The sequence below is a fragment of the Mesorhizobium sp. M4B.F.Ca.ET.203.01.1.1 genome (genome assembly GCF_004791025.1).
In the GTDB taxonomy this organism is placed as follows: Bacteria; Pseudomonadota; Alphaproteobacteria; order Rhizobiales; family Rhizobiaceae; genus Mesorhizobium; species Mesorhizobium abyssinicae.
Window position 1 is genome coordinate 218114 of sequence record NZ_SRUO01000003.1, and the last position, 21616, is coordinate 239729.

Below are 21616 nucleotides of genomic sequence, written 5' to 3' on the forward strand. Positions count from 1 at the left end.
CCGCAAGCGCGGCCTTTTGCATTCCGCCTATCATCCTCGCACAAGCTTCGCGGTCTAGTGTTCCGACGGACAGTCGTGCTGGGAGCCGTTGGAACGTGCCGGAACAGATCCAGAGCATCATCTCGAATCTCAGGGCATTTGGCGTCAAGCGCCTCGTCATGCTGGGCGGCATCGCGGCGCTCGTCATGACCGTCATCGGCGTCGCCTCGATCTATCTCAACCGTCCCGCCTACGAGACGCTCTATGTCGGGCTCGAGCGCTCCGACGTGAACCAGATCGGCCTGGTGCTGGGCGAGGCCGGCATCGGCTTCGACGTCGGCGCCGACGGCACCTCCGTGCTGGTGCCCGCCGGCACCACCGCGCAGGCTCGCATGATGCTCGCCGAGAAGGGCCTGCCGACCAGCGCCAATGCCGGCTACGAGCTGTTCGACAATGTCGGCTCGCTCGGCCTGACATCCTTCATGCAGCAGATCACAAGGGTGCGGGCGCTGGAGGGCGAGATCGCGCGCACCATCCAGTCGATCGCCGGCATCAAGGCGGCGCGCGTCCACATCGTCATGTCCGAGCGTGCCAATTTCCGCCGCGACGAGCAGCAGCCCTCGGCCTCGGTGGTCATCCGCTATGCCGGCATCGATGCCGAAAAGAGCGCCATGTCGATCCGCCACCTGGTTGCCGCCGCCGTCCCCGGCCTGGCGGCCGACAAGGTGACGGTGCTCGATTCCAACGGCAACCTTTTGGCCGCCGGCGACGACCCGTCCAACACCAGCGCTGCCCGCACGCTGGGCGTCGAGCAGACGGTCGAGGCGCAGATCGGCGACAACATCCGCCGCGCGCTCACCCCCTATCTCGGCCCCGACAATTTCCGCGCCAGCGTCAAGGCCGACGTCAACACCGATACCCGCCAGACCGAAGAGACGATCTTCGATCCGGAGTCCCGCGTCGAGCGCTCCGTGCAGTCGGTGCGCACCAACGAGAACAGCAATCAGAAGCAGGCCTCGACCCCGACCAGCGTCGAGCAGAACCTGCCCGAGACCCAGGCGGCCAGCACCGAGGGACCGCAATCCACCTCGCAGAACGACCGCAAGGAGGAGATCACCAACTACGAAATCAACTCCAAGAAGATCGCTACCGTCTCCAACGGCTATTCGGTCACCAAGATGTCGGTCGCCGTGGTCGTCAACCAGCAGCGCCTGGCCACCATTCTCGGCAAGGACGCCACGCCGGAGCAGATCGCCAAGCGCGTCGCCGACATCCAGAAGATGGTGGCCTCCGCCACCGGCTTCGACGAGAAGCGCGGCGACGTCATCGACGTCTCGGCGGTCGAGTTCATCGACGGGCTCGACGGCGAGCCGATCGAGCAGCCGGGCATCCTGGCCTCGATCGGGACCTATACCGGCACGTTGATCAATGCCGGCGCCTTCATCGTCGTGGTGTTCCTGGTCGCCTTCTTCGGCCTGAGACCGATGGCGGCGGCGCTGACGGCTCCGGCCAAGCCGGCCATCGCCGGCCCGAGCTTCGACGATGTCCAGCGCTCGCTGCCGACGCCCGAGCCCGCGGTGGCGGCGATCGGTTCCGACGCGACGGCCGCTCCCGTCGGCGCCTTGCCGGGCGCGCGCCCCGGCTCCACGCCGCTCGACGACCTTCGCCAGAAGATCCGGCCGGCGCCGCAGGAACGGCTTGCCCGCATGGTCGACCTCAACGAGGAACGCACCGCGCAAATCCTGCGCAAATGGGCCGCCCAGGAAGTCGCCGGATAGACCATGCCCTCAGTCGCCCTCTTCGACCTTCTCCCGGATTTCGGAACGCGCAGCCCGCGTGCCGGCCAGCCGCAGGCCGCCGCCGAGCCCGAACGCAAGCCCGACGAAGCACCGCCGCAGGCCGACATCGGCACTTTGATCGCCGAAGCCGTCGCCGATGCGGAAACGGCGCTCGAGGCGCGCCTTGCGGTCGCCCATCAGGCCGCGCTCGACGCCGAGCGCCAGGCCAATGCCGACGAGGCAAAAGCTTTCCTTGAAAGCTTCGGCGGCGATGTCGGCCAGGCCGTCGCCAGGCACATCGATGCCATGGAGCTGCGCGTGACCGACCTCGTCGGCGCCACCCTTGCCCGCATCATTGGCGGCATGGTCAGCGACGACCTGCAGAAGCGCTCGCTGGACGCGCTCGCGCGCACGCTCGGCGAGGCCATCGCCGACTCCGAGGCGGTGCGCATCGCCGTGCGCGGCCCGCTGTCGCTGTTCGAAACGTTGGCGGCCTCGCTCGGTCCGCGCGCCGCCCAGCTCGACTTCGTCGAGGCCCAGGGCCTCGACCTCACCGTCGTCATCGACGAGGCGGTGTTCGAGACGCGCATCGCCGAATGGTCGGCCTCGCTGTCCGAGGTTCTGTCATGAGCGCGGTGGACGCCGGAGAGGACAGGCACGAGATCATCATCGTCAAGCGCAACCATGACGGCCACGACGACGGTCATCATGGCGGCGTCTGGAAGATCGCCTTCGCCGACTTCATGACCGCCATGATGTGCTTCTTCCTGGTGATGTGGCTGATCAACGCCGCCAACGAGCAGACCAAGGCGGCCGTCGCCAGCTACTTCAACCCGGTCGAGCTGATCGATCGCAATTCCAGCCGCAAGGGCCTGGAGGATCTCGGCGACGGTCCGAGCAAGGTCGGGCTGACGGCCGACAATCCGCAGGACGGCGCCAGCAAGGCCGGTGAGGACGGCAAGGGCGGCGCCGGCTCCTCTGACCGCAGGCAGACCAAGGAAGCCTCGCAGAACTCCGACCTTTCCGACGAGCATCTGTTTGCCGATCCCTATGCGGTGCTGTCGGAGATCGCGACCGACACCGGGGTGATGCAGAATGTCAGCGCAAAGGGCGAAGGCGGCGCGCAGAATGCCGGCCCGGCTACCGGCGCCTCCGGCGGCGAGTCCTACCGCGATCCCTTCGCGCCGGATTTCTGGTCGCAGCAGGTGGCCGCGCCCGGCGCCGAGGAAAGCGCCGAGCGCGCCAAGATCGAGGGCGATCCGGCAAAGCCCGGCGAGAAAGTCGCCGAGACCCAGGTGCCGAAGGTCAAGGCCGTGCCGCCGGCGCCGCCGGTCATCGACGCGCCGCTCGAGCCCCTGGCGAAGACGGCGCCCGACAAGGCGGATGCCAAGCCGGAGACGGCAAAGGCCGAAACCGCGAAAGTCGAAGCCGCCAAGGGCGAGGCTGCAAAAGGCGAAGCCGCCAAGGCTGAGGCCGCCAAGCGCGAAGCTGCAAAAAGCGAAACCGCGACAAGCGAAACCGCCAACGGCGAGAAGGCCGAGACCGCAACGCCGGAAGCCGCGAAGGCCGAAGCGGCGGCAAAACCCGATGTCGGCGAAAAGGCGCCGAGCGCCGCCACGGTCAAGGCCGCGGCCGAGGTCAAGCAGCAGCTGGCCGAAGCTTTCAAGCCGGGCGACAAGCTGCATGACGGCGTCTCGGTCGAGGCGACCGACAAGGGCGTCGTCATCTCGATCACCGACCAGTTGGATTTCGGCATGTTCGAGATCGGCTCGGCCTTGCCGCGCCGCGAGCTGGTGCTGGCGATGGAGAAGATCGGCCATATCGTCAACAGCCAGAAGGGCACGATCAGCATCAACGGCCATACTGATTCACGGCCGTTCCGAAGCGACACCTACGACAATTGGCGCCTGTCCACCGCGCGCGCCCATTCGGCCTACTACATGCTGGTGCGCGGCGGCGTCGACGAGCGCCGCATCACCGAGGTCGCGGGCTTCGCCGACCGGCAGCCGAAGGATCCTGCCGATCCGCTGGCGGCCGCCAACCGGCGCATCGAGATTCTGATGGCGACGGGCGGATGAAAGCTGCGACCGTCATCGGCCGCGCCGTCGGCCTGCTGCTGAGCGCCGCAGCGCCGTCGGCGAGCTTTGCCGACGAGGCGCTGCAGCCCTATCAGCTGGTGCGCTCGCTGCAGCTCGTGCAGGACCGCATCGCCGCCGGCGACCACGCGGCGCTGCCGATGCAGGCCAAGCTGCTCGAAATGACCGATGCGCGCCTGCGCGCCGCCGATGCCGGGGATTTCAAGGAACCGAGGAACTTTCGCGCCCTGCTCGTCTACGGCATGAGCGGCGGCAATCCCGTGACCGTCGAGGCAGCCGCCTCGCGCGCCGAGACCGACCCGCGGAGCCTGGCCGTCGCCAAGGGCATCATCAGCTACCTGAACGGCCGCCCGGCCGAGGCGATCGAAACGCTGAGGCCGATCGACCCGATGGCGCTGCCCGCCGACCTCGGCGCCTTCCTGGCGCTGGTCAAGGGCTCGCTGCTCGCCACCGACCAGCCGGCCGCGGCCCTCGCTTTGCTCGACGACGCCCGGCTGCTCAGCCCAGGCACGCTGGTCGAGGAAGCAGCGCTTCGCCGCTCGGTCGGCATCGCCGCGCAGCAAGGCGACGCGGCCCGCTTCGCGCTGGCTTCCACCCAATATGTGTCGAACTACCTCCACTCGCCCTATGCCAGCCAATTCGCGGATTCCTTCGTCTCCGGCGTCATTTCGCTGCACATGGCGATCAGTCACGACAAGCTCGCCGACATCACCTCGATGATGGATCCCGAGCGCGAGAAGGTGATCTATCTGCGCATCGCCCGCCGGGCGGCGATCGACGGCCTGACCGAGCTTTCCAGCTTCGCCTCGGCCAGGGCTGAGCAAGGCCGCGACGGCAACGGCAATGAGGACGACCCGCGCGCTCAGCTCTATTCCAGCCTGTCGACGGTGACGTCGAGCACCATCGAGGATGTGCGCGCCAAGCTGGAGAAGATCGACCGCGCCAAGCTCTCCGAAAGCGACCGGGCCTTGCTCGATGCCGCGCAGGCCGTCGCCGGCGAAGTGGTCGCGCGACCGGCAGTCCCCGCCGTGGAAAAGCATGACGCGGACGCCGAGAAGTCCGCAGCCGGGAAGCCCGCAGCCGAGATCGCGGCGGCTGAGAGACAGGAAGACGCCGACCTGCCGCCGGTCGAAGGCGCGATGTCCGAGCAGCCGGCGGTCGAGACATCCGGCCCGGTCGCGAAGCCGGCGGAGAGGCAAGCCCTGGCATCGCCATCCCCGGATGCGCCGGCTTCTATCCCGGCAGTGGCCGCGCCGACTGCGCAGGCTCCGGCTCCAACCGATGCGCCGGCGGTGGCTTCGGCATCGGCCGAGGCGGCGGCGGTTCAGCCCGCATCGACGCCGGAACCTTCCCCCGGTCCCGATCCGTCCGACGCCACCGACGCCGCGATGATGCAGACGCGCCGCCAACTCAACAAGATCGACCAACTGCTTGGAGCCGCCCCGAAATGACCACCAGCCTCGGCCAGGCCCTCCCGGGACTTGTCCCCACGCACGCCGCGTCCAGGTCGGCCGCGCCGGCCGCGAAGGGCGAGGACACGAGCTTCGGCGATCTGCTGCGCGGCGCCGAAAAACAGCCCGCGCAGGAAAACGGGCAACCGGCTGAAACCGCATCCGCCGATGCGCGATGGAACAGACGCGCACTGGCCAGTCCCGGCAAGACGCAGCCCGAAGGCGATGCTCCGGCCAGAGCCGCCGCGCCAAAGTCAGCGCTCGGCAAGGCCGTGAAGGACGAGGCCGATACCGATGCGGACAAGGCCTCGGCGGATGCCGACCCGGCCGCGCAGACCGCGAACGCCGGCCCGCTCAAGGACAGCCTGCCATTGCTGATGGCGTTGAGCGACATCGGCCGTTTCCAGCCATCGGCCAGAGCGGACGGCGACGATGCCGCGCCCAGCGGGCCGGAGCCGGCGCTGGACGGCCAGCCGCAATCGTCGCGGCGATTGCTTTCTACCCTGAAAGAACCCGATCAGACCTCGGATCCCGACTCCAAAGATGCCGGTGCCTTCTCCCGGTCCGAACGTGCCTCGAACGCCGAGGCCTTTCCCGGTAAGCTCCGGCAGCCGGAAGCCATCAGCGCCGTCTTCAAGGACCTGCCGCGCCGGGATGGCGGCGCCACGGCGCCGCCTGAGGATCAGACGCCTGCGGACGTATCGGCAGCGCCGGCTAAGCGACCGGCATCGCCATCGAAAACCCTTGAAGCAATACGGTCGGCGACGCCGTCGGAGCAAGGAAAACAGGCGTCGTCGGCTGCGCGCATCGACATCGTCGCCGAGCAGAGCTTCCCGGCCCCGGCGCAGAACCCGCTAAACCAGACGGCTCCGGCGCTGGTCGACGCGCTGGCGTCGGACAATGGCTTGCCGCAGGCCTTTTCGACCCCCTCCGCGGGTTCCCAACCGCCCGGTTCTGTTGCCGTTCCGACACATATATTGAAGATCGAGCTTCACCCGGCCGAGCTTGGCATGGTCACGGCCAGCTTGCGGCTTTCCGGAGAGCAACTTTCGATCGAGCTGAAGCCCGAAACCCATGACGCGCATCGTCGTCTCGCGGCCGACAGCGAGGCGATCGTCAAGTCCCTGCGCGGGCTCGGCTTCGACGTCGACAAGGTCACGGTACTGCAACCTTCGATAGCAACGCCAGCAGCCGCGCGCGTCGACGCCAACAGCTCGCTGCCGATGTCGCCAGGCCGCGAGCAATCCGCCTTTCAGCCCGGCAACTCGAGCGGCAACAATGCCGGCTCCGGCGGTCAGCAGCCGGGAAGGAACAACAGCAATGACACACCGGACAGCGGCCGCGCTGCTTCGCCTGCTCGCGAGCGCACTGGCGACGGCATGTTTATCTAGCGCCGCCATCAGCGCCGCGAGCGCCGCCACCAACCCTTGCGAACCCGAGATCCTGCGCGCCGCCGACCGCTACGGCGTGCCGGCCGGCATCCTCTATGCCGTTGGCCTGACGGAGACCGGCAAGAAGGGCAGCCTTCAACCTAACGCCATGAATATAGAGGGAAAAGCAATCTTCCCGCGAAGCCGGGCCGAGGCCCTGGCGACGTTCGAGGGCGCCCGGCGCGAGGGCAAGACGCTGATCGATCTTGGCTGCATGCAGATCAATCATCATTACCACGCGTCGCACTTTCGCAGTGTCGAAGACATGCTCGACCCGCGCCAGAATGTCGACTACGCGGCGCGCTTCCTGGTCAGCCTGCATGCCCGTCACATGACCTGGTCGATGGCGGTGGCCCGCTATCATGCCGGCCCCGGCAACGACCCCGCGCAGAAGGTCTATGTCTGTCGCGTCATCGCCAACATGGTCGCTACCGGCTTCGGCAAATGGACGCCCAACGCTCGCTCATTCTGCAACCCATAGATGCACCCATGTTCCAAGGCGCACAGGGGCTTTCCGGCCTCTCCGGCGCCTGCCGCATCGTTCTGCGCGGCGCGCGCCAATGCACTCCGGTACACCCCATGCGACTGCGCTTATTTTCGGGTCCCCAAAAAACTCCCAAGAAAATAGCTACAAGAAATGACGGTTGTTCAGGATTCTCGCCACCGGTTACGCCTCCTTCCACGGGGCAAATGAGATGATTCGGAGGGCGGGCCGATGATCGTGATCGTTGACGAGCGTGAGCTCGTAACTGAAGGCTACAGCTCACTTTTCGATCGCGAGGGAGTGGCCAGCGCGGGCTTCGCGCCCAGCGAGTTCGGCGAATGGGTGAGCTCCGCGGCCGACACCGATCTGCGCTCTGTCAGGGCCTTCCTCATCGGCGACTGCCGCGAGGGCGCGATCTCGCCGCGCCAGATCCGCGACCGCACCGGCGCGCCGGTCATCGCGCTCAGCGAACAGCACTCGCTGGAAAACACGCTGCGGCTGTTCGAGAGCGGCGTCGACGACGTCATCCGCAAGCCGGTTCACATCCGCGAGATCCTGGCGCGCATCACCGCCATCCGCCGCCGCGCGCATGAGGACGTGACCTATACCGAAGTCGGTTCGATGCGCATCTTCATGGACGGCCGCGATCCCGAGATCGACGGCGAGCCGCTGCCTCTGCCGCGCCGCGAGCGCCGCATCCTCGAATATCTGGCCAGCAACCGCGGCCGACGGGTCACCAAGACCCAGGTCTTCAACGCCATCTACGGCATCTTCGACGAGGAGGTCGAGGAGAACGTGGTGGAAAGCCACATCAGCAAGCTGCGCAAGAAGCTGCGCGAAAAGCTCGGCCATGATCCGATCGATTCCAAGCGCTTCCTCGGCTACCGGCTGGTGTTCTGATGGCCGAAATCCGCGCCAGCCTCGCGCAAGACAAGCGGCATAGGCTCGCGGCCACTGTCATGGGCCCCACCGTCGTGGGTATTGAGGAGACGTTTCGATGAGCCTCTACGGAATGATGCGGACCGGCGTCTCCGGCATGAACGCGCAGGCCAATCGCCTGTCCACGGTCGCCGACAACATCGCCAACTCCGACACCACGGGCTACAAGCGCTCCTCCGCCGAATTCTCGACGCTGATCATGCCGGGCACCGGCGGCGCCTACAATTCGGGCGGCGTCACGACGACGATCCGCTCCGCCATCAGCTCGCAAGGCGTGCTGCAATACACCACCTCGGTATCCGACCTTGCCGTAAACGGCGATGGCTTCTTTGTCGTGCAGGATCCGAGCGGCACGCCCTATCTGACCCGCGCCGGCGCCTTCGTCGCCGACGCCCAGGGCAGGTTGGTCAATGCCGCCGGCTATCAGCTGATGGCCTACAGCTACGCCAATGGCGATCCGGCGGCGACGGCCAACGGTTTCGAGGGCCTGGAGCCGGTGCAGATCTCCGACCAGGAAATGACCGCGACGCCGAGCACCGAAGGCGTCTTCAGTGGCAATCTGCCGGCGGGTGCCACCCCGCCTGCGGGCGCCTTGCCGTCCAGCAACAGCGCGACCGCTGAATACACCTCGAAGTCGTCGCTGGTCGCCTACGACAATCTCGGCAACAAGGTGCTGCTCGACGTCTATTTCACCAACACCGGCTCAGGCGCCTGGGAGGTCTCGGTCTTCGATCAGTCCAAGGCCACGGCCGGCACGTCCTTCCCCTATACCGGCGGCGCCCTGGCCTCGGCCAACCTGACTTTCGACACCACCACCGGCAAGCTCACCGGCGCCACCACCGGCATCTCCTTCACCGTGCCGAACGGCTCCACCCTCGCCCTCGACATGTCGAAGCTGACCCAGCTCGGCACCGGCTTCACGGTTTCCGAGGCCGAAGTCAACGGCAACGCGCCGAGCACGATCGAGAAGATCCAGATCGGCCAGGACGGCATCATCTACGCGCAATATGAGGACGGCTCCACCAAGCCGCTCTACAAGATCCCGCTGGCCGACGTGACGAGCCCGGACCGGCTCACCGCGCTGCCCGGCAACGTCTACGCGCAGAGCACCGATTCCGGCGCGGTGCGCATCGGCTTCGCCAATGAAGGCAAGCTCGGCTCGATCGTCTCCGGCGCGCTGGAAAATTCCAACGTCGATATCGCCGAGGAACTGACCAACATGATCGCGGCGCAGCGCAGCTACACCGCCAATTCGAAAGTCTTCCAGACCGGTTCCGACCTGATGGATGTCCTTGTCAACCTGAAGAGATAACTGTCGGGCCTCGGCCCGTGAAAGACCCGCATGTCGCTGACCTCCGCCTTGAGCATCGCACAGTCGGCGCTCCTGACCACCTCGAAGCAGACCAGCATCGTCTCGCGCAACGTCGCCGATGCTTCCAATAGCGACTATGCCCGCCGCACGGCTGTCGTCACCAGCACGGCGCCGGGCGCCCGCTCGGTGGTGATCCAGCGGGCGGCCAGCGACCTCCTGTTCCGGCAGAATTTGAGCGCCCTCTCCGCATGGAGCGGCCAGAGCGCGCTTTACAGCGGCATGGACCAGCTGGAGCTGGCCGTCAACGGCGTCGACAACGCGTCCTCGCCCTCGACCGCGATCGCCAATCTGCAGCAGGCGCTGCAGCTCTATGCGACGACCCCGTCCAACCAGAATCTGGGCGCCAGCGTCATCGACGCGGCCAGGGACGTCGTGCGCTCGCTGAATGACGGCACCCAGGCGATCCAGGATTTCCGCACCCAGACCGACGGTCAGATCGCCACCGCGGTCGATGACCTCAACAAGCTGCTCAGCCAGTTCCAGGACGCCAACAAGGCCGTCATTTCCGGAACCCGTTCGGGCACCGACGTTTCCGACGCGCTCGACCAGCGCGACGCGATCCTGAAGAAGATCGCCGAATATGTTCCCGTCTCGACCTTCACGCGCGGCGACAACGACATGGTCATCACCACCACGGACGGCACGACGCTGTTCGAGACGGTGCCGCGCTCGGTGACCTTCACGCCCTCGTCCGGCTACACCGCCGGCATTCCCGGCAACACCATCTCCATCGACAACGTTCCGCTCTCGGCTGGCAGCGGCGGCAATACCAGCGCCGTCGGCAAGCTCGCCGGCCTGATCACCTTGCGCGACGGCGTCGCCGCCACCATGCAGAGCCAGCTCGACGAGACCGCCCGCGGGCTTATCACCGCCTTTGCCGAGACCTCCTCGTCGCAGCCCGATGCCGCCGGCCTGTTCACTTGGTCCGGCGCGCCCGCCATTCCCGCCGCCGGCACGCTGGTCGACGGCCTTGCCGGCTCGATCAGCGTCAACGCCGCCATGACCCCGGCGCTGCTGCGCGACGGCGGCGCCAATGGCGCTGCCTATGTGCTCAACACTTCCGGCTCGTCCTACGCCAACCTCCTGATCGCCTATGGCGACCGGCTCGACCAGCCGATGGCTTTCGATGCCGCCGCCGGTATCACGGCGACATCCAGCGTCGCCGACTACGCCGCCAACTCGATCGGCTGGTTCGAAGGCGTGCGCCAGCAGGCCTCGACCACCGCCGACGCCAAGGAGGCGCTGGCCACGCGCACGGCCGAGGCGCTGTCCAACGACACCGGCGTCAATGTCGATCAGGAAATGTCGCTGCTGCTCGACCTCGAACACACCTACCAGGCCTCCGCCCGCATGATGAAGACCGTCGACGACATGCTGGACGCCCTGATGAATGCCGTGGGATAATCGATGAAAGCGACAGCCGTCTCCTCAGCCGCAATATCCAACGCCATGCGCTACCAGCAGATGCGCATGCAGTCCGATCTGGTCAAGGCGACGAAGGAGTCAACGACCGGCAAGGTCGCCGATGTCGGCCTGGCGCTCGGCGGGCGCACGACCCAGGCCGTGACCTTCCAGCGCGATCTCGACCGGCTGAACGGCATCATCGATTCCAACGCGCTGGTCGCCGCCCGGCTGACGTCGACGCAGGATGCGCTCGGCCAGCTCTCCGACGTCGCGCAGAACTTTCTTTCGGCCTTGACCAGCGCCGTGTCCGGCGATTCCTCGACCAGCATCACCCAGCAGGCCGGCGCGTCGGCGCTGCAGCAGATGACCGGCATCCTCAACACCAGCGTGAATGGCGAGTATCTGTTCGCCGGCACCAACACCGACGTCAAGCCGGTCGACGATTTCACCGCCGCCGGCTCGCCCGCCAAAGCCGCTTTCGACGCCTCCTTCGTCGCCTATTTCGGCTTCACCCAGAGCGATCCGGCCGCAGCAAACATCACTGCCGCCCAGATGGACGACTTCATCACCACCAGCGTCGAGCCGCAATTCCTCGGCTCGGGCTGGCAAGGCACCTGGTCGAACGCCACCGACGAGCAGATCACCAGCCGCATCGCGCTGAACGAGACCACGCAGACCTCGGTCAGCGCCAATGAGGACGGCATCCGCAAGCTCGCCATGGCGGCGGCGATGGTCGCCAACCTGTTCTCCGGCAACATCAGCGATGCCGCCAAGAACACCGTCGTCAGCCGCGCCCAGACATTGGTCGGCGAGGCCATCGGCGGCATCGTCCAGGTGCGCTCGGAGGTCGGCCTAACCCAGAAACGTGTCTCCGACGCCAGCGACCGCATGAAGACCCAGGTCGACCTGTTCGAGAAGCACATCATCGATCTCGAGGGCGTCGATCCCGCCGAAGCCGCGACCCGCATCGCCGACCTGACGCAGCATATCGAGACCTCATTCGCGTTGACCGCGCGCCTGCAGCAGCTCAGCCTGCTGAATTACCTGACCTGAAAACTTCCACCGGAACGGCAGAGCCCCGACGATGTATCAATTCTCCTACGCCGACATCCAGACCGACTCCGTCTCCGACGCCAAGGACCGCGAGCGGGAATTGCTCACCCGCTCGATCGACATGCTGTCGGCCGCGGCCGCAGTCGGGCAGGATTCCATGGAAGCGATCGAGGCGCTGCACTTCACCAACCGCATCTGGACCACCTTCGTCGAGGATCTCGGCTCCAGCGACAACGCCTTGCCCAAGGAGCTGCGCGCCAACCTGATCTCCATCGGCCTGTGGCTGCTGCGCGAGGCCGAGGACATCCGCCAGGGCCGCACCAACAATTTCGAAGGCCTGATCGAGGTCTCCCAGATCATCCGGGACGGCATCCAATGACCAACACGCTGAAGATATCGCTGAAGCCGAACGAGAAGATCTACATCAACGGCGCCGTCATCCGCGTCGACCGCAAGGTCACAATCGAGCTGATGAACGACGTCCAGTTCCTGCTCGAAAGCCACGTCATCCAGGCCGATCAGGCGTCGACCCCGCTCAGGCAGCTCTATTTCATCCTGCAGGTCATGCTGATGAACCCGGCGAGCGCCTCCGAGGCGCGCGACATGTTCCGCCGCTCGCTGCCCATGCTGCTGGCGAGCTTCGAGGACGGTGAGATTTGCAGCGCGCTGAAGCAGATCGACCGCATGGTCGGCGAGGACCATGTCTATGAGGCACTGAAGGCGATCCGCGCGCTCTATCCGCTCGAACGCCGCGCGCTTGGCGGCAATGACGATATTCCGGGCGCGGCGCGCCCGCTGGCCGTAGGAGCTTGATGCCGATGACCGTGGACATGACGACCACCATACCGACCGGTGCCAACTCGACCACCACGTCGACCTCGAAGACCGCGGTCGACTACCAGTCGTTCCTGAAGCTCCTCATCGCCGAGATGAAGAACCAGGATCCGACCAAGCCGATGGACTCGACACAGTACGTCGCCCAGCTCGCCACCTTCTCGCAGGTCGAGCAATCGGTGCAGACCAACACCAAGCTCGACCAGATCATGCAGTCCTCGGCCCTGTCGCAGGCCGATGCCCTGATCGGCCGCTCGATCACCTCCGCCGACGGCAAGACGACGGGCACGGTGGCCTCCGTGCGCCTGGCCAGCAGCGGCCTCATCGCGGTGCTGCAGAACGGCACCGAAGTTCCCGTCACCTCGGGCGTTTCGGTCAAGGCGGCGAGCTAGGCGACAGGCTCGGTCACGACCCATGAACGAGGCCGACGCCCTCGATATCGTCCAATACGCGGTGTGGACGGTGCTGACCGCTTCCGCGCCGGTGGTGCTGGTGGCGATGGCGGTCGGCATCGGCATCGCGCTGATCCAGGCGCTGACCCAGATCCAGGAAATCACGCTGACCTTCGTGCCGAAGATCGTCGCCATCATGCTGGTGGTGGCGCTGACCGGCCCATTCATCGGCGGTCAGATATCGGCCTTCACCAACGTCATCTTCGAGCGCATCGAGCACGGCTTCTGACGCGGAACGCGGAGTGCCTGTTCCTTGCGCTCTCCTGACGGCTTGCGGGCAGCCCGGTAGCGGCTAGATTGTGAATTGCGCGGCGTGGGCGCCACTGGTCTCAGGCGGTGTTCGAAAAATCATGGGGCAGACTAAACCGGCCGGCAGGCCATGTGCGGAATAGCCGGCGTCTGGCGAAAGCGGGACCCGATCGGCGCCGGCGACCTGTCGGACATCGCCCGCATGATGCAGGCGCTGGCGCATCGCGGGTCGGACGACCATGACAGCTGGAGCAGCAGCCGGCTCGCCCTGGGTCACCGCCGGCTTGCCATCATCGATCCCTCTCCCGCCGCCCGCGAGCCGATGCTGACCGCATGCGGCAAGGGCGTGCTCGCCTACAATGGCGAGGTCTACAACTACCGCTCGCTGCGCCAGACGCTCGAGGCGGAAGGCTGTATTTTCCGCAGCGTCTCCGACACCGAAGTGGTTCTGCAGGCCTTGCATCATTGGGGTCCTGAAAAGGCGGTGCCGCTGTTCGACGGCATGTTTTCCTTTGCCTACTTCGACGCGCGCGACAACGCCCTGTGGCTCGCCCGCGACCGCCTCGGCATCAAGCCTATGGCGGTGGCCGAGACGGCCGAGCGGATCCTGTTCGCTTCCGAGGACAAGGGGATCCTCGCCAGCGACGGTTTTGGCCGCCGCATCGACGCGCGCGAGATCACCTTGCGGCTTGCCTGGCAGCACCGCGATTCGAGCTTCAGCCTGTTCGACGGCATCGAACGCCTGCCGCCGGCGGGCCTCTGGAAGATCACCGACGCCGGCATCGAGAAGCGCTGTTTCTGGCACGTCCTCGATGTGCTGGAGGCGGCGCGCATCACCGGCGACCGCATCTCCGACGACGAGCATATGGCGAAGCTCGAAGCGCTGATCGAAGACAGCATCGATATCCATTGCATCGCCGACGCCAGCATCGCCACGGCCTGCAGCAGCGGCGTCGATTCCGGTCTGATTACAGCGCTGTCGAAGCGCTTCAGGCCGGAAATCCACGGCTATGTCGTCGACCCCCGGCTTGGCCGCAGCGAGGCGGAGAACGCCGAACGGACCGGCCGCCGCGCCGGCGTCCCGCTGCGCCGGGTGCCGGTCGACAGGGACCGGTTCTTCGAGCTCTGGCCGAAAGCGGTCTGGCACCTTGAGAGCGACGGCTGGCACGCAAGCCATGTCGGGCTTCTGGCGCTGGCCGAGCAATGCCGGGCCGACGGCGTCAAGGTGCTGCTGACCGGCGAAGGTGCCGACGAACTCTTCGGCGGTTACAAATGGCAGGCCGAAAGCATGCGGGCCTGGCAGGCATGGTCTTGGCCGGGACGGCTGTTCCGCTCGAAGCGCTGGCTCGATCGCAAGTTCGGGCGCCTGCGCCATGCGCCATTCAAGACATCGACCGGCAACAGCTCGGCCTCGGAGCGCAATCTCGTGCTGAGGTCGCTATCGCCAGAGCTCAATTTCCTGCAGACCAGGATCTTCGACCGGCTCGAACCGGTGACGCCGCTCGGCGATCGCGCCTTCCTTGGATGCTGTCTCTACGATCTCTATTCGCATTTGCAGGACCTGCTTAACCGGCATGACCGGCTGAGCATGGCGGCATCGGTCGAGCTCAGGGTTCCCTTCATCGAAAACCGGCTGATCGACTTCGCGATCCATCTGCCGAGGCGTCAGAAATTGCGCGGCAAGACCGGCAAGTGGCTATTGAAGAAGGTCGCCGAAAAGCACCTGCCGCGCGAGAACGTCTACGCACCGAAGAAGGGTTTCGAAATCTCGTCCGGCTTCACCCAGGGCAGCCAGGGCCTGCTGCGCGGCGGCTATCTGCGCGACGCGCTGAAATGGCCCGCCGCCGCCGTCGAGGACCTTGTCGACCTGGCGAGGCGCGACGAAGCCTCGCGACTACGCCTCGTCGGCATGGAACTGTTCCTGCGCCTTCATGCCGGCGGCGAAACGGCGGGCAACCTCACCCATGCGCTGCATGCCGCGGCCGCAGAAGCGTCTGGTTAAGCGGTTCGGCCCAACCGTACGCCCGGCGGGCGGTTGGTCCAAGGCGGCCAGACCATTGGCTTAGCCGCGTAACGACGCATTTTTGCCTCGCTATCCTGTTGTTGGAGCATAATCTTTTTCAAGCAACGGTCCGCCCCGCGTCGCCATGCTCCATCTCCGGAGAGGACAGCCGCGGCGGCAGGCCAACGGCGTGTGAAGCGGGACAGCGCGGATGATCGATGACGAGCCGGACAGCGAACGCGTCTCGGCGCTGGCGCCGTTCAGCCACGGCATCTTCCGGGCCGTTTGGTCGGCCAGCCTGGTGTCGAATTTCGGCGGTCTCATCCAGGGCGTCGGCGCCGCCTGGATGATGACCACGATCGCCACCTCGTCCTACCAGGTGGCGCTGGTCCAGGCCTCGACCACGCTGCCGATCATGCTGTTCGCGCTGGTCGCCGGCGCCATCGCCGACAGCTTCAACCGGCGCAAGGTGATGCTGGTGGCGCAGACCTTCATGCTGGTCGTCTCGGCGCTGCTGACGCTGTTCACCTGGTTCGGCCTGATCACGCCGTGGACGCTGCTCGCCTTCACCTTCCTGATCGACAGCGGCACGGCGCTGAACAGCCCGTCATGGCAAGCCTCGGTCGGCGACATGGTGCCGCGTTCCAAGGTGCCGGCGGCCGTCGCGCTGAACTCGATGGGCTTCAACCTGACGCGCAGCGTCGGCCCGGCGATCGGCGGCGTCATCGTCGCCGCAGCGGGCGCCGCCGCGGCCTTCGCCGCCAATGCGCTGAGCTATATCGGCCTGATCATCGTGCTGTTTCGCTGGAAGCCGGAGATACCGGCGCAGACCTTGCCGCGCGAGACGCTTGGCGCGGCGATGGGCGCCGGCCTGCGCTATGTCGCAATGTCGCCCAACATCGGCAAGGTGCTGGTCCGGGGCTCGGCCTTCGGCTTCAGCGCCGGCGCGGTGCTGGCGCTTCTTCCGCTGGTGGCGCGCGATGTCGTCAAGGGCGATGCCTTGACTTACGGCATCATGCTCGGCGCCTTCGGCATCGGCGCCGTCGGCGGCGCGCTGATCAGCGTGCGGCTGAGGCAGTTGCTGTCCTCGGAGACGATGGTGCGCATGGCCTTTGGCGGCTTCGCCGTCTGCGCCCTCAACGCCGCCGTCAGCCTTCACGCCTGGCAGACCGCTCTCGGCCTGCTCATCGGCGGCGCCTGCTGGGTGCTCGCGCTGTCGCATTTCAACGTCACGGTGCAGATGTCGACACCGCGCTGGGTGGTCGGCCGGGTGCTCTCGGTCTACCAGACGGCGACCTTCGGCGGCATCGCGCTGGGCAGCTGGGTCTGGGGCGTCGTCGCCGACTCGCATGGCGCCGAGACCGCGCTGATCGCGGCCAGCATCACCATGCTGGCGGGTGGCGCCATCGGCCTCGTCCTGCCCTTGCCGCAGCATGCGGTGCTCAACCTCGATCCGCTCAACCGCTTCAAGGAGCCGCATCTGGGGCTCGACCTCAAGCCGCGCAGCGGCCCGATCGCCATCATGATCGAGTACATCATTCGCGACGAGGACGTGCCGGAGTTCCTCGCCACCATGGCCGAGCGCGGCCGCATCCGCCGCCGTGACGGCGCCCGCAACTGGACACTGGCGCGCGACCTGGAAAATCCATCCGTGTGGATCGAGCATTACCACACGCCGACCTGGCTGGAGTATATCCGCCACAACAGGCGGGCGACCCATGCCGACGCCGTCGTCGGCGAACGCATCCGGGCATTGCACAGCGGCGGGGAACCGCCGCATGTGCGCCGCATGATCGAGCGGCCGACCACCGCCGGCACCGCCTTGGTCTCACCGAGGGGGCCGATCGAGCACTGACCCGGTTCGGGATCGGTCGTCGCCTGCGATCAGGGGGCGCTCTGGATCATATAGAGCTTGCGTGTGGTCTCCCTGATCAGCCATTCGCCCTTCCAGCCTTGCGGCAGGACGAGCAGATCGCCCGGACCGAGTTCACGCCTTTCGCCATCGGCGCGCGCTACTTCGACCCGGCGCGAGATGATGTGGCAAATCTCCGACGAGCCTGAACGATCGGCGGTGAAGCGGCCCGGCGTGCATTCCCAGATGCCGATATCGACGGTCCCGTCCGGCGATTGGAAGAACGAGCGCACCGCCTCGACCTGGTCGCCTTCGATGGAGGTCGGCTTCGGCGAGAACGCCCCGATATCGGCCGTGGCGAGGTCGTGGAAAGTCGAAAGATCGATCAAATTGGGCTCCATGAAATGCTGATCCGCAATAGAGCAATTCCAGGAAAAGTGTGAACGGTTTTCCGTCCGGAATTGCGTCAAAACAATGAGTTAGAGCAGGCCGCCGTTTCCGTGAAACGGGGAACTGCTCTAGTGGCCGGTGATGGCGTCGGCCAGGGCGGCAAGCTTCGAGGTGTGCGAAAGCCCGGCGGCTTCGCGGCGATCGGCGAGATGGTAGAGCTGGTACATCGAATGGACGCCGAGCCAGCGGAAGGGCTCCGGCTCCCAGCGCCGCACCTTGCGGTTGACCCAGGGCAGGCGCGTCAGTTCCGTGTCCTGGCCGAGGATCAGGTCGGCGAGCGTGCGCCCCGAAAGATTGGAGCTGGAGACACCCAGCCCGACATAGCCGCCGGCCCAGCCGATGCGGGTCGTCGGGTCGAGGCCAACCGTCGTGCACCAATCGCGCGGCACGCCGAGCACGCCGCACCAGGCATGCTCGATGCGGCAGCCCGCCGTCTGCGGCAGCAGCGTCGTCAGGATCTGATGCAGCTGGTCGATCGTCGCCTGCTGCGTCTGGCCGTTGACGTCGGTGCGCGAGCCGTAGCGATAGGGCACGCCGCGCCCGCCCATGGTGATGCGCCCCTCGCGCGTGCGCTGGGCATAGCAATAGGCATGGGCGGCGCTGCCGAGCAGCTCATGCCCTTCCCAGCCGATCGCGCGCCACAGTTCAGGCGACAGCGGCTCGGTCACGATCTGCGCGCTGTTGAGCGCCAGCCAGGTCCGTTCCTCGCCGGGAATGCCGGCGGTAAAACCCTCGGTGGCGCGGATGATGGTTTCCGCTCGCACCGTGCCGCGGTTGGTCGTCACGCAGCCCTTGGCGGTGGCGGTCACCGTCGTCTGCTCGTAGATCGGCACACCCAGCCGCTCGACGGCGGCGGCAAGGCCGCGCACCAGCTTGGCCGGCTGCACCCGCGCCTGGCCATGGACGACGAAGCCGCCAAGGACGTCGCGGACATTGATGCGCGCCCGCGTCGCCGCTTGATCGAGCATCTCGACGCGGTTCGGATCGACGTCCCAAGCGCGGATCGTCTCGCACTCCTCGCGGGCGCGTTCGAGCTGCGCCGGGTTGGTGGCCACCGTCAGATTGTCGACGCGGCGAATGTCGGCATCGATCCCTTCGGCGGCCGCCACCCGGATCACCTCGTCGACGCAGCCGACCATCGCCGCCTGCATGGCGCTGACACCTTGCCGGGTCGAGGTCTTGAGATATTTCTCGCGCGACCAGGTGAAGCCGCCCGACAGCCAGCCGCCATTGCGGCCCGACGCGCCGAAGCCGGCGAATTCGCGCTCGATCAGCGCGATGCGCAGCGACGGTCTCGCCTTCTTCAAATAGTAGGCGGTCCACAGGCCGGTGTAGCCTGCGCCAACGATGGCGACATCGGCCTCGATATCGCCGGGCAAGGGCGGCCGCGGCGCGGGAACCCCGCCGATATCCGCATACCAGAACGATATGTCGCCGTTGCGCTTGGCTTGCATGGGAGAATTTCCGGAGGGAGGGTGAAGGGATCAGGTGGGCGTCGTGTCTGCTGTGCTGTCGTCAGCCTGATCATTGCAGGCGCCGGCGAAAGCCGCTAGCCTTCGCCGGAGAGGTCCCGTCGCGCTTTGTCGAGTTCCTCGGCATAGCGCCGCATCAGATGGCTTTCGGTCAAAAGGCCAAGCACGACGCGATCGGCGAAATCCTCGACCACGGCCAGTTCCTCGGCACCGGCGCGCTGGAAGGTTTCGGCCGCCGTCTGGACGTTCATGGAAGGCACCAGCACGGCGTCCTTGAACCGGGCGAGTGCGCGCACCGGCGTCTCGCCATCCGAAACCTCGCTGTGCAGTTCCGCCACGATCAGCACGCCGACATAGTGCTGGCCCTCATCCACCGCGATGACGCGCTGCGCCGAGCCCAGCGGCACCGCCTTGCGGAAGGCGCCGAGCGTCGTCGCAGCATCGATGGTGCGGACATCCTTGCGCATCATCGAGCCGGCCGTGAGGCTGCGCATCCAGCCGACGTCGTGGGCGCTGCGGATGGTCTCGCCGCGCAGGTGGAAACGCCAGGTCGAGAACGAATAGCCGAAGGTCTCGCGCACCAGCATCGCCGCCATGAGCGACGCCGCCAGCACGACGCCGGTGAGCGTCAGGTCGCGCGTCGATTCCAGCGCCAGGAAGGTCATCGTCAGCGGCGCGCCGACGACGCCGACGGCGAGCGAGGTCATGCCAACGACGGCGGCGACCGCCGGATCGATGCCGGTCGCCGGCGAGGCGAATGCCATCACGCCGGCGAAGACCTTGCCGAGCAGCGCGCCGAGGAACAGCGAGGCGAAGAACAGGCCGCCGCGAAACCCCGAGCCGAGCGAGATCGCCGAGGCCGCCAGCTTCAGCACGAAGACGCTGGCAACGACGCCAAGCCCATAGTTCATCGCGAACTCGCGATGCAGCGCGCCATGGCCGCTGGACAGCACCTGCGGCGTCACCAGCCCGAGCAGCCCGACAAGGATGCCGCCGATGAAGGGCCGCAGCGACGCATCGACCGACAGCCGGGCAAAGCCGTGCTCGATCAGGCTGACCAGGTGCATGATGGCGATCGAGGCCGCACCGCCGAGCAGGCCGAGCAGCAGGAATGGGATGTACTGGCTGGCGGTCAGCGCGGGCAGGCCGGACAGTTCCAGCGGAAACGGCACGACGCCAAACACTTCCGCCGTCAGCGAGGCGCAGATGGCCGCCGTCATCACCGGCGCGACATTGGCGACCGAATAGATGCCGATGATCAGCTCGAAGCCGTAGAAAGCGCCGGTCAGCGGCGCGTCGAAGGCGGCGGCGATGGCACCGGCGGCGCCGCAGCCGACGAGGATGCGCACGTCGTTGCGGCGCAGCCTGAAGGCGCGCGCCAGCCGCGACGCCAGACCAGAGCCGACCTGCGTATAGCCGGCCTCCAGCCCGACCGAGGCGCCGAAGCCGCTGGACAGCACCGTCTGCCCGACGATGATGAACGTGTCGGTGAGCGACATACGCCCGCCATAGAGCGCGTTGGCCTCGATCGGATCGACCGGAGTGCGGAACTTGCGCTTCCTGAGCCAGATCACGCTCAGCCCAAGCAGGATGCCGCCGATCGCCGGGATCATCGCCTGCACCGGGCTTGCCAGCGAAAACATCGCCGACAGCCGGCCGCCCGGCTGCACGCCGTAAAGCAGCCAGTGCATGCCCTGCACCAGTTCGCTCATGCCGGTGACCAGCGCGCCCGACATCACCCCGACGACACCCGCAAGCACGACGATGACGATGCCGCGGGCCTCGAGCAGCGGGATCGATCGGATCAGCACCGCGCGCAGCCGGCGGGCATAGACTTGGCTGTGGTTTGTGGCAGTCATCGGAGCGGTTGGCCGATATCCGAAGGGAATGGAGAGCTGCCGGCCTGATACGCCCGGCGGCATTGCGTGGCAATTGCAATGCCGACTGCATGTGGCGCCATTTTGGCGCTGCGGCAATCGCGACGATATCGATGCAGGCTGCTCTGTCAGGTCGGCCTGGCGTCGCCGGCTTCGTAGAGCACGAGCTTGCGGTCGCCGATGCCGAGCGCCGCCCAGCTCGATCGCCAGTCGGCGATGTGCGGCGAGCGGAAATGCGCCTCGAGCGCGGCCCTGTCGCTCCACACCTCCGTGACGCGGATCAGCCCGGCGTCGAGGACATCCTGCGCGTAGGAATATTCGAGGCAGCCCGGCTCGGCGCGGCTCGCCGAAACCATCGTCTGCATGGCCGGCCTTGCCTCGTCCAGCCTGTGCGCCGGCAAGCGGATGGTGCCGATGATCACGAGCATGCCGGTCCCCTTCT

The 21616-nt window shown here is 66.7% G+C and carries 20 protein-coding genes; 16 read left to right on the forward strand and 4 right to left on the reverse strand.

Translation table 11 applies throughout. The features are described 5' to 3' along the window. The first annotated feature begins 95 nt into the window (after window positions 1-95). From fliF to EN846_RS07895, 16 genes are all read left to right on the forward strand, one after another. On the forward strand, window positions 96-1757 hold the full coding sequence (gene fliF / locus EN846_RS07820) for a flagellar basal-body MS-ring/collar protein FliF (RefSeq protein WP_127393422.1): 1662 nt from the start codon (window positions 96-98) through the stop codon (window positions 1755-1757). 3 nt (window positions 1758-1760) lie between these two features. Then, a complete protein-coding gene (locus EN846_RS07825) occupies window positions 1761-2387 on the forward strand; it encodes a hypothetical protein (protein ID WP_127393421.1) in 627 nt (208 codons plus the stop codon). Next, window positions 2384-3835, forward strand: a complete 1452-nt coding sequence (locus EN846_RS07830; RefSeq protein WP_127393420.1) for a MotB family protein — start codon at window positions 2384-2386, stop codon at window positions 3833-3835. Before EN846_RS07825 ends, EN846_RS07830 begins: the two co-directional genes overlap by 4 nt. Continuing rightward, window positions 3832-5304, forward strand: coding sequence for a chemotaxis protein MotC (locus EN846_RS07835; protein WP_127393419.1), 1473 nt, complete (start codon window positions 3832-3834; stop codon window positions 5302-5304). The genes EN846_RS07830 and EN846_RS07835 overlap by 4 nt, the downstream gene beginning before the upstream one ends. After that, entirely contained in the window at window positions 5301-6695 is a 1395-nt protein-coding gene (locus tag EN846_RS07840; protein ID WP_128346277.1) for a flagellar hook-length control protein FliK, read from the forward strand. The genes EN846_RS07835 and EN846_RS07840 overlap by 4 nt, the downstream gene beginning before the upstream one ends. Further along, entirely contained in the window at window positions 6625-7215 is a 591-nt protein-coding gene (locus EN846_RS07845) for a lytic transglycosylase domain-containing protein (RefSeq protein WP_245493343.1), read from the forward strand. Before EN846_RS07840 ends, EN846_RS07845 begins: the two co-directional genes overlap by 71 nt. Window positions 7216-7449: 234 nt before the next feature. Continuing rightward, the gene (locus EN846_RS07850; RefSeq protein WP_126058474.1) at window positions 7450-8118 is read left to right on the forward strand and encodes a response regulator transcription factor; all 669 of its coding nucleotides are present in this window, start codon (window positions 7450-7452) and stop codon (window positions 8116-8118) included. Between the two features lie 97 nt (window positions 8119-8215). Beyond that, the gene (locus EN846_RS07855; RefSeq protein WP_127310926.1) at window positions 8216-9469 is read left to right on the forward strand and encodes a flagellar hook protein FlgE; all 1254 of its coding nucleotides are present in this window, start codon (window positions 8216-8218) and stop codon (window positions 9467-9469) included. A 30-nt stretch (window positions 9470-9499) separates the two neighbouring features. Next, complete coding sequence (gene flgK / locus EN846_RS07860) at window positions 9500-10933, forward strand: flagellar hook-associated protein FlgK (protein WP_127393854.1); 1434 nt, start codon at window positions 9500-9502, stop codon at window positions 10931-10933. Between the two features lie 3 nt (window positions 10934-10936). Continuing rightward, window positions 10937-11986 (forward strand): flagellar hook-associated family protein, encoded by a 1050-nt coding sequence (locus EN846_RS07865; RefSeq protein ID WP_128346276.1) that lies wholly within the window; start codon window positions 10937-10939, stop codon window positions 11984-11986. Between the two features lie 31 nt (window positions 11987-12017). Then, complete coding sequence (flaF, locus tag EN846_RS07870) at window positions 12018-12365, forward strand: flagellar biosynthesis regulator FlaF (protein ID WP_127286503.1); 348 nt, start codon at window positions 12018-12020, stop codon at window positions 12363-12365. After that, a complete protein-coding gene (gene flbT / locus EN846_RS07875) occupies window positions 12362-12799 on the forward strand; it encodes a flagellar biosynthesis repressor FlbT (RefSeq protein ID WP_127310922.1) in 438 nt (145 codons plus the stop codon). Before flaF ends, flbT begins: the two co-directional genes overlap by 4 nt. A gap of 5 nt (window positions 12800-12804) precedes the next feature. Then, entirely contained in the window at window positions 12805-13212 is a 408-nt protein-coding gene (gene flgD, locus EN846_RS07880) for a flagellar hook assembly protein FlgD (RefSeq protein WP_127310921.1), read from the forward strand. Between the two features lie 22 nt (window positions 13213-13234). After that, complete coding sequence (fliQ, locus tag EN846_RS07885) at window positions 13235-13501, forward strand: flagellar biosynthesis protein FliQ (RefSeq protein WP_126058467.1); 267 nt, start codon at window positions 13235-13237, stop codon at window positions 13499-13501. Window positions 13502-13651: 150 nt separating this feature from the next. Then, window positions 13652-15523, forward strand: a complete 1872-nt coding sequence (gene asnB / locus EN846_RS07890; RefSeq protein WP_127393885.1) for an asparagine synthase (glutamine-hydrolyzing) — start codon at window positions 13652-13654, stop codon at window positions 15521-15523. A 211-nt stretch (window positions 15524-15734) separates the two neighbouring features. Then, window positions 15735-17378, forward strand: a complete 1644-nt coding sequence (locus tag EN846_RS07895) for an MFS transporter (protein ID WP_128346275.1) — start codon at window positions 15735-15737, stop codon at window positions 17376-17378. A 29-nt stretch (window positions 17379-17407) separates the two neighbouring features. On the opposite strand, the gene EN846_RS07900 is transcribed toward EN846_RS07895, so the two are convergent. The 4 genes from EN846_RS07900 to EN846_RS07915 form a co-directional block, all read right to left on the reverse strand. Then, window positions 17408-17776, reverse strand: coding sequence for a cupin domain-containing protein (locus EN846_RS07900; RefSeq protein ID WP_127392403.1), 369 nt, complete (start codon window positions 17774-17776; stop codon window positions 17408-17410). A gap of 117 nt (window positions 17777-17893) precedes the next feature. Next, on the reverse strand, window positions 17894-19279 hold the full coding sequence (locus tag EN846_RS07905; protein ID WP_127392404.1) for an FAD-binding oxidoreductase: 1386 nt from the start codon (window positions 19277-19279) through the stop codon (window positions 17894-17896). 95 nt (window positions 19280-19374) lie between these two features. Next, the gene (locus tag EN846_RS07910) at window positions 19375-21156 is read right to left on the reverse strand and encodes a chloride channel protein (RefSeq protein ID WP_127392405.1); all 1782 of its coding nucleotides are present in this window, start codon (window positions 21154-21156) and stop codon (window positions 19375-19377) included. Between the two features lie 146 nt (window positions 21157-21302). Beyond that, the gene (locus tag EN846_RS07915; protein ID WP_127392406.1) at window positions 21303-21602 is read right to left on the reverse strand and encodes a putative quinol monooxygenase; all 300 of its coding nucleotides are present in this window, start codon (window positions 21600-21602) and stop codon (window positions 21303-21305) included. Window positions 21603-21616: the final 14 nt, after the last annotated feature.

Excerpts from the sequence above, each read along its gene's own strand:
- EN846_RS07825 (WP_127393421.1), top strand. The coding sequence starts at position 1,761 with ATGCCCTCAGTCGCCCTCTTCGACCTTCTCCCGGATTTCGGAACGCGC.
- EN846_RS07830 (WP_127393420.1), top strand. The coding sequence starts at position 2,384 with ATGAGCGCGGTGGACGCCGGAGAGGACAGGCACGAGATCATCATCGTC.
- EN846_RS07835 (WP_127393419.1), top strand. The coding sequence starts at position 3,832 with ATGAAAGCTGCGACCGTCATCGGCCGCGCCGTCGGCCTGCTGCTGAGC.
- EN846_RS07840 (WP_128346277.1), top strand. The coding sequence starts at position 5,301 with ATGACCACCAGCCTCGGCCAGGCCCTCCCGGGACTTGTCCCCACGCAC.
- EN846_RS07845 (WP_245493343.1), top strand. The coding sequence starts at position 6,625 with ATGACACACCGGACAGCGGCCGCGCTGCTTCGCCTGCTCGCGAGCGCA.
- EN846_RS07850 (WP_126058474.1), top strand. The coding sequence starts at position 7,450 with ATGATCGTGATCGTTGACGAGCGTGAGCTCGTAACTGAAGGCTACAGC.
- EN846_RS07855 (WP_127310926.1), top strand. The coding sequence starts at position 8,216 with ATGAGCCTCTACGGAATGATGCGGACCGGCGTCTCCGGCATGAACGCG.
- flgK (WP_127393854.1), top strand. The coding sequence starts at position 9,500 with ATGTCGCTGACCTCCGCCTTGAGCATCGCACAGTCGGCGCTCCTGACC.
- EN846_RS07865 (WP_128346276.1), top strand. The coding sequence starts at position 10,937 with ATGAAAGCGACAGCCGTCTCCTCAGCCGCAATATCCAACGCCATGCGC.
- flaF (WP_127286503.1), top strand. The coding sequence starts at position 12,018 with ATGTATCAATTCTCCTACGCCGACATCCAGACCGACTCCGTCTCCGAC.
- flbT (WP_127310922.1), top strand. The coding sequence starts at position 12,362 with ATGACCAACACGCTGAAGATATCGCTGAAGCCGAACGAGAAGATCTAC.
- flgD (WP_127310921.1), top strand. The coding sequence starts at position 12,805 with ATGACCGTGGACATGACGACCACCATACCGACCGGTGCCAACTCGACC.
- fliQ (WP_126058467.1), top strand. The coding sequence starts at position 13,235 with ATGAACGAGGCCGACGCCCTCGATATCGTCCAATACGCGGTGTGGACG.
- asnB (WP_127393885.1), top strand. The coding sequence starts at position 13,652 with ATGTGCGGAATAGCCGGCGTCTGGCGAAAGCGGGACCCGATCGGCGCC.
- EN846_RS07895 (WP_128346275.1), top strand. The coding sequence starts at position 15,735 with ATGATCGATGACGAGCCGGACAGCGAACGCGTCTCGGCGCTGGCGCCG.
- EN846_RS07900 (WP_127392403.1), bottom strand. The coding sequence starts at position 17,776 with ATGGAGCCCAATTTGATCGATCTTTCGACTTTCCACGACCTCGCCACG.
- EN846_RS07905 (WP_127392404.1), bottom strand. The coding sequence starts at position 19,279 with ATGCAAGCCAAGCGCAACGGCGACATATCGTTCTGGTATGCGGATATC.
- EN846_RS07910 (WP_127392405.1), bottom strand. The coding sequence starts at position 21,156 with ATGACTGCCACAAACCACAGCCAAGTCTATGCCCGCCGGCTGCGCGCG.
- EN846_RS07915 (WP_127392406.1), bottom strand. The coding sequence starts at position 21,602 with ATGCTCGTGATCATCGGCACCATCCGCTTGCCGGCGCACAGGCTGGAC.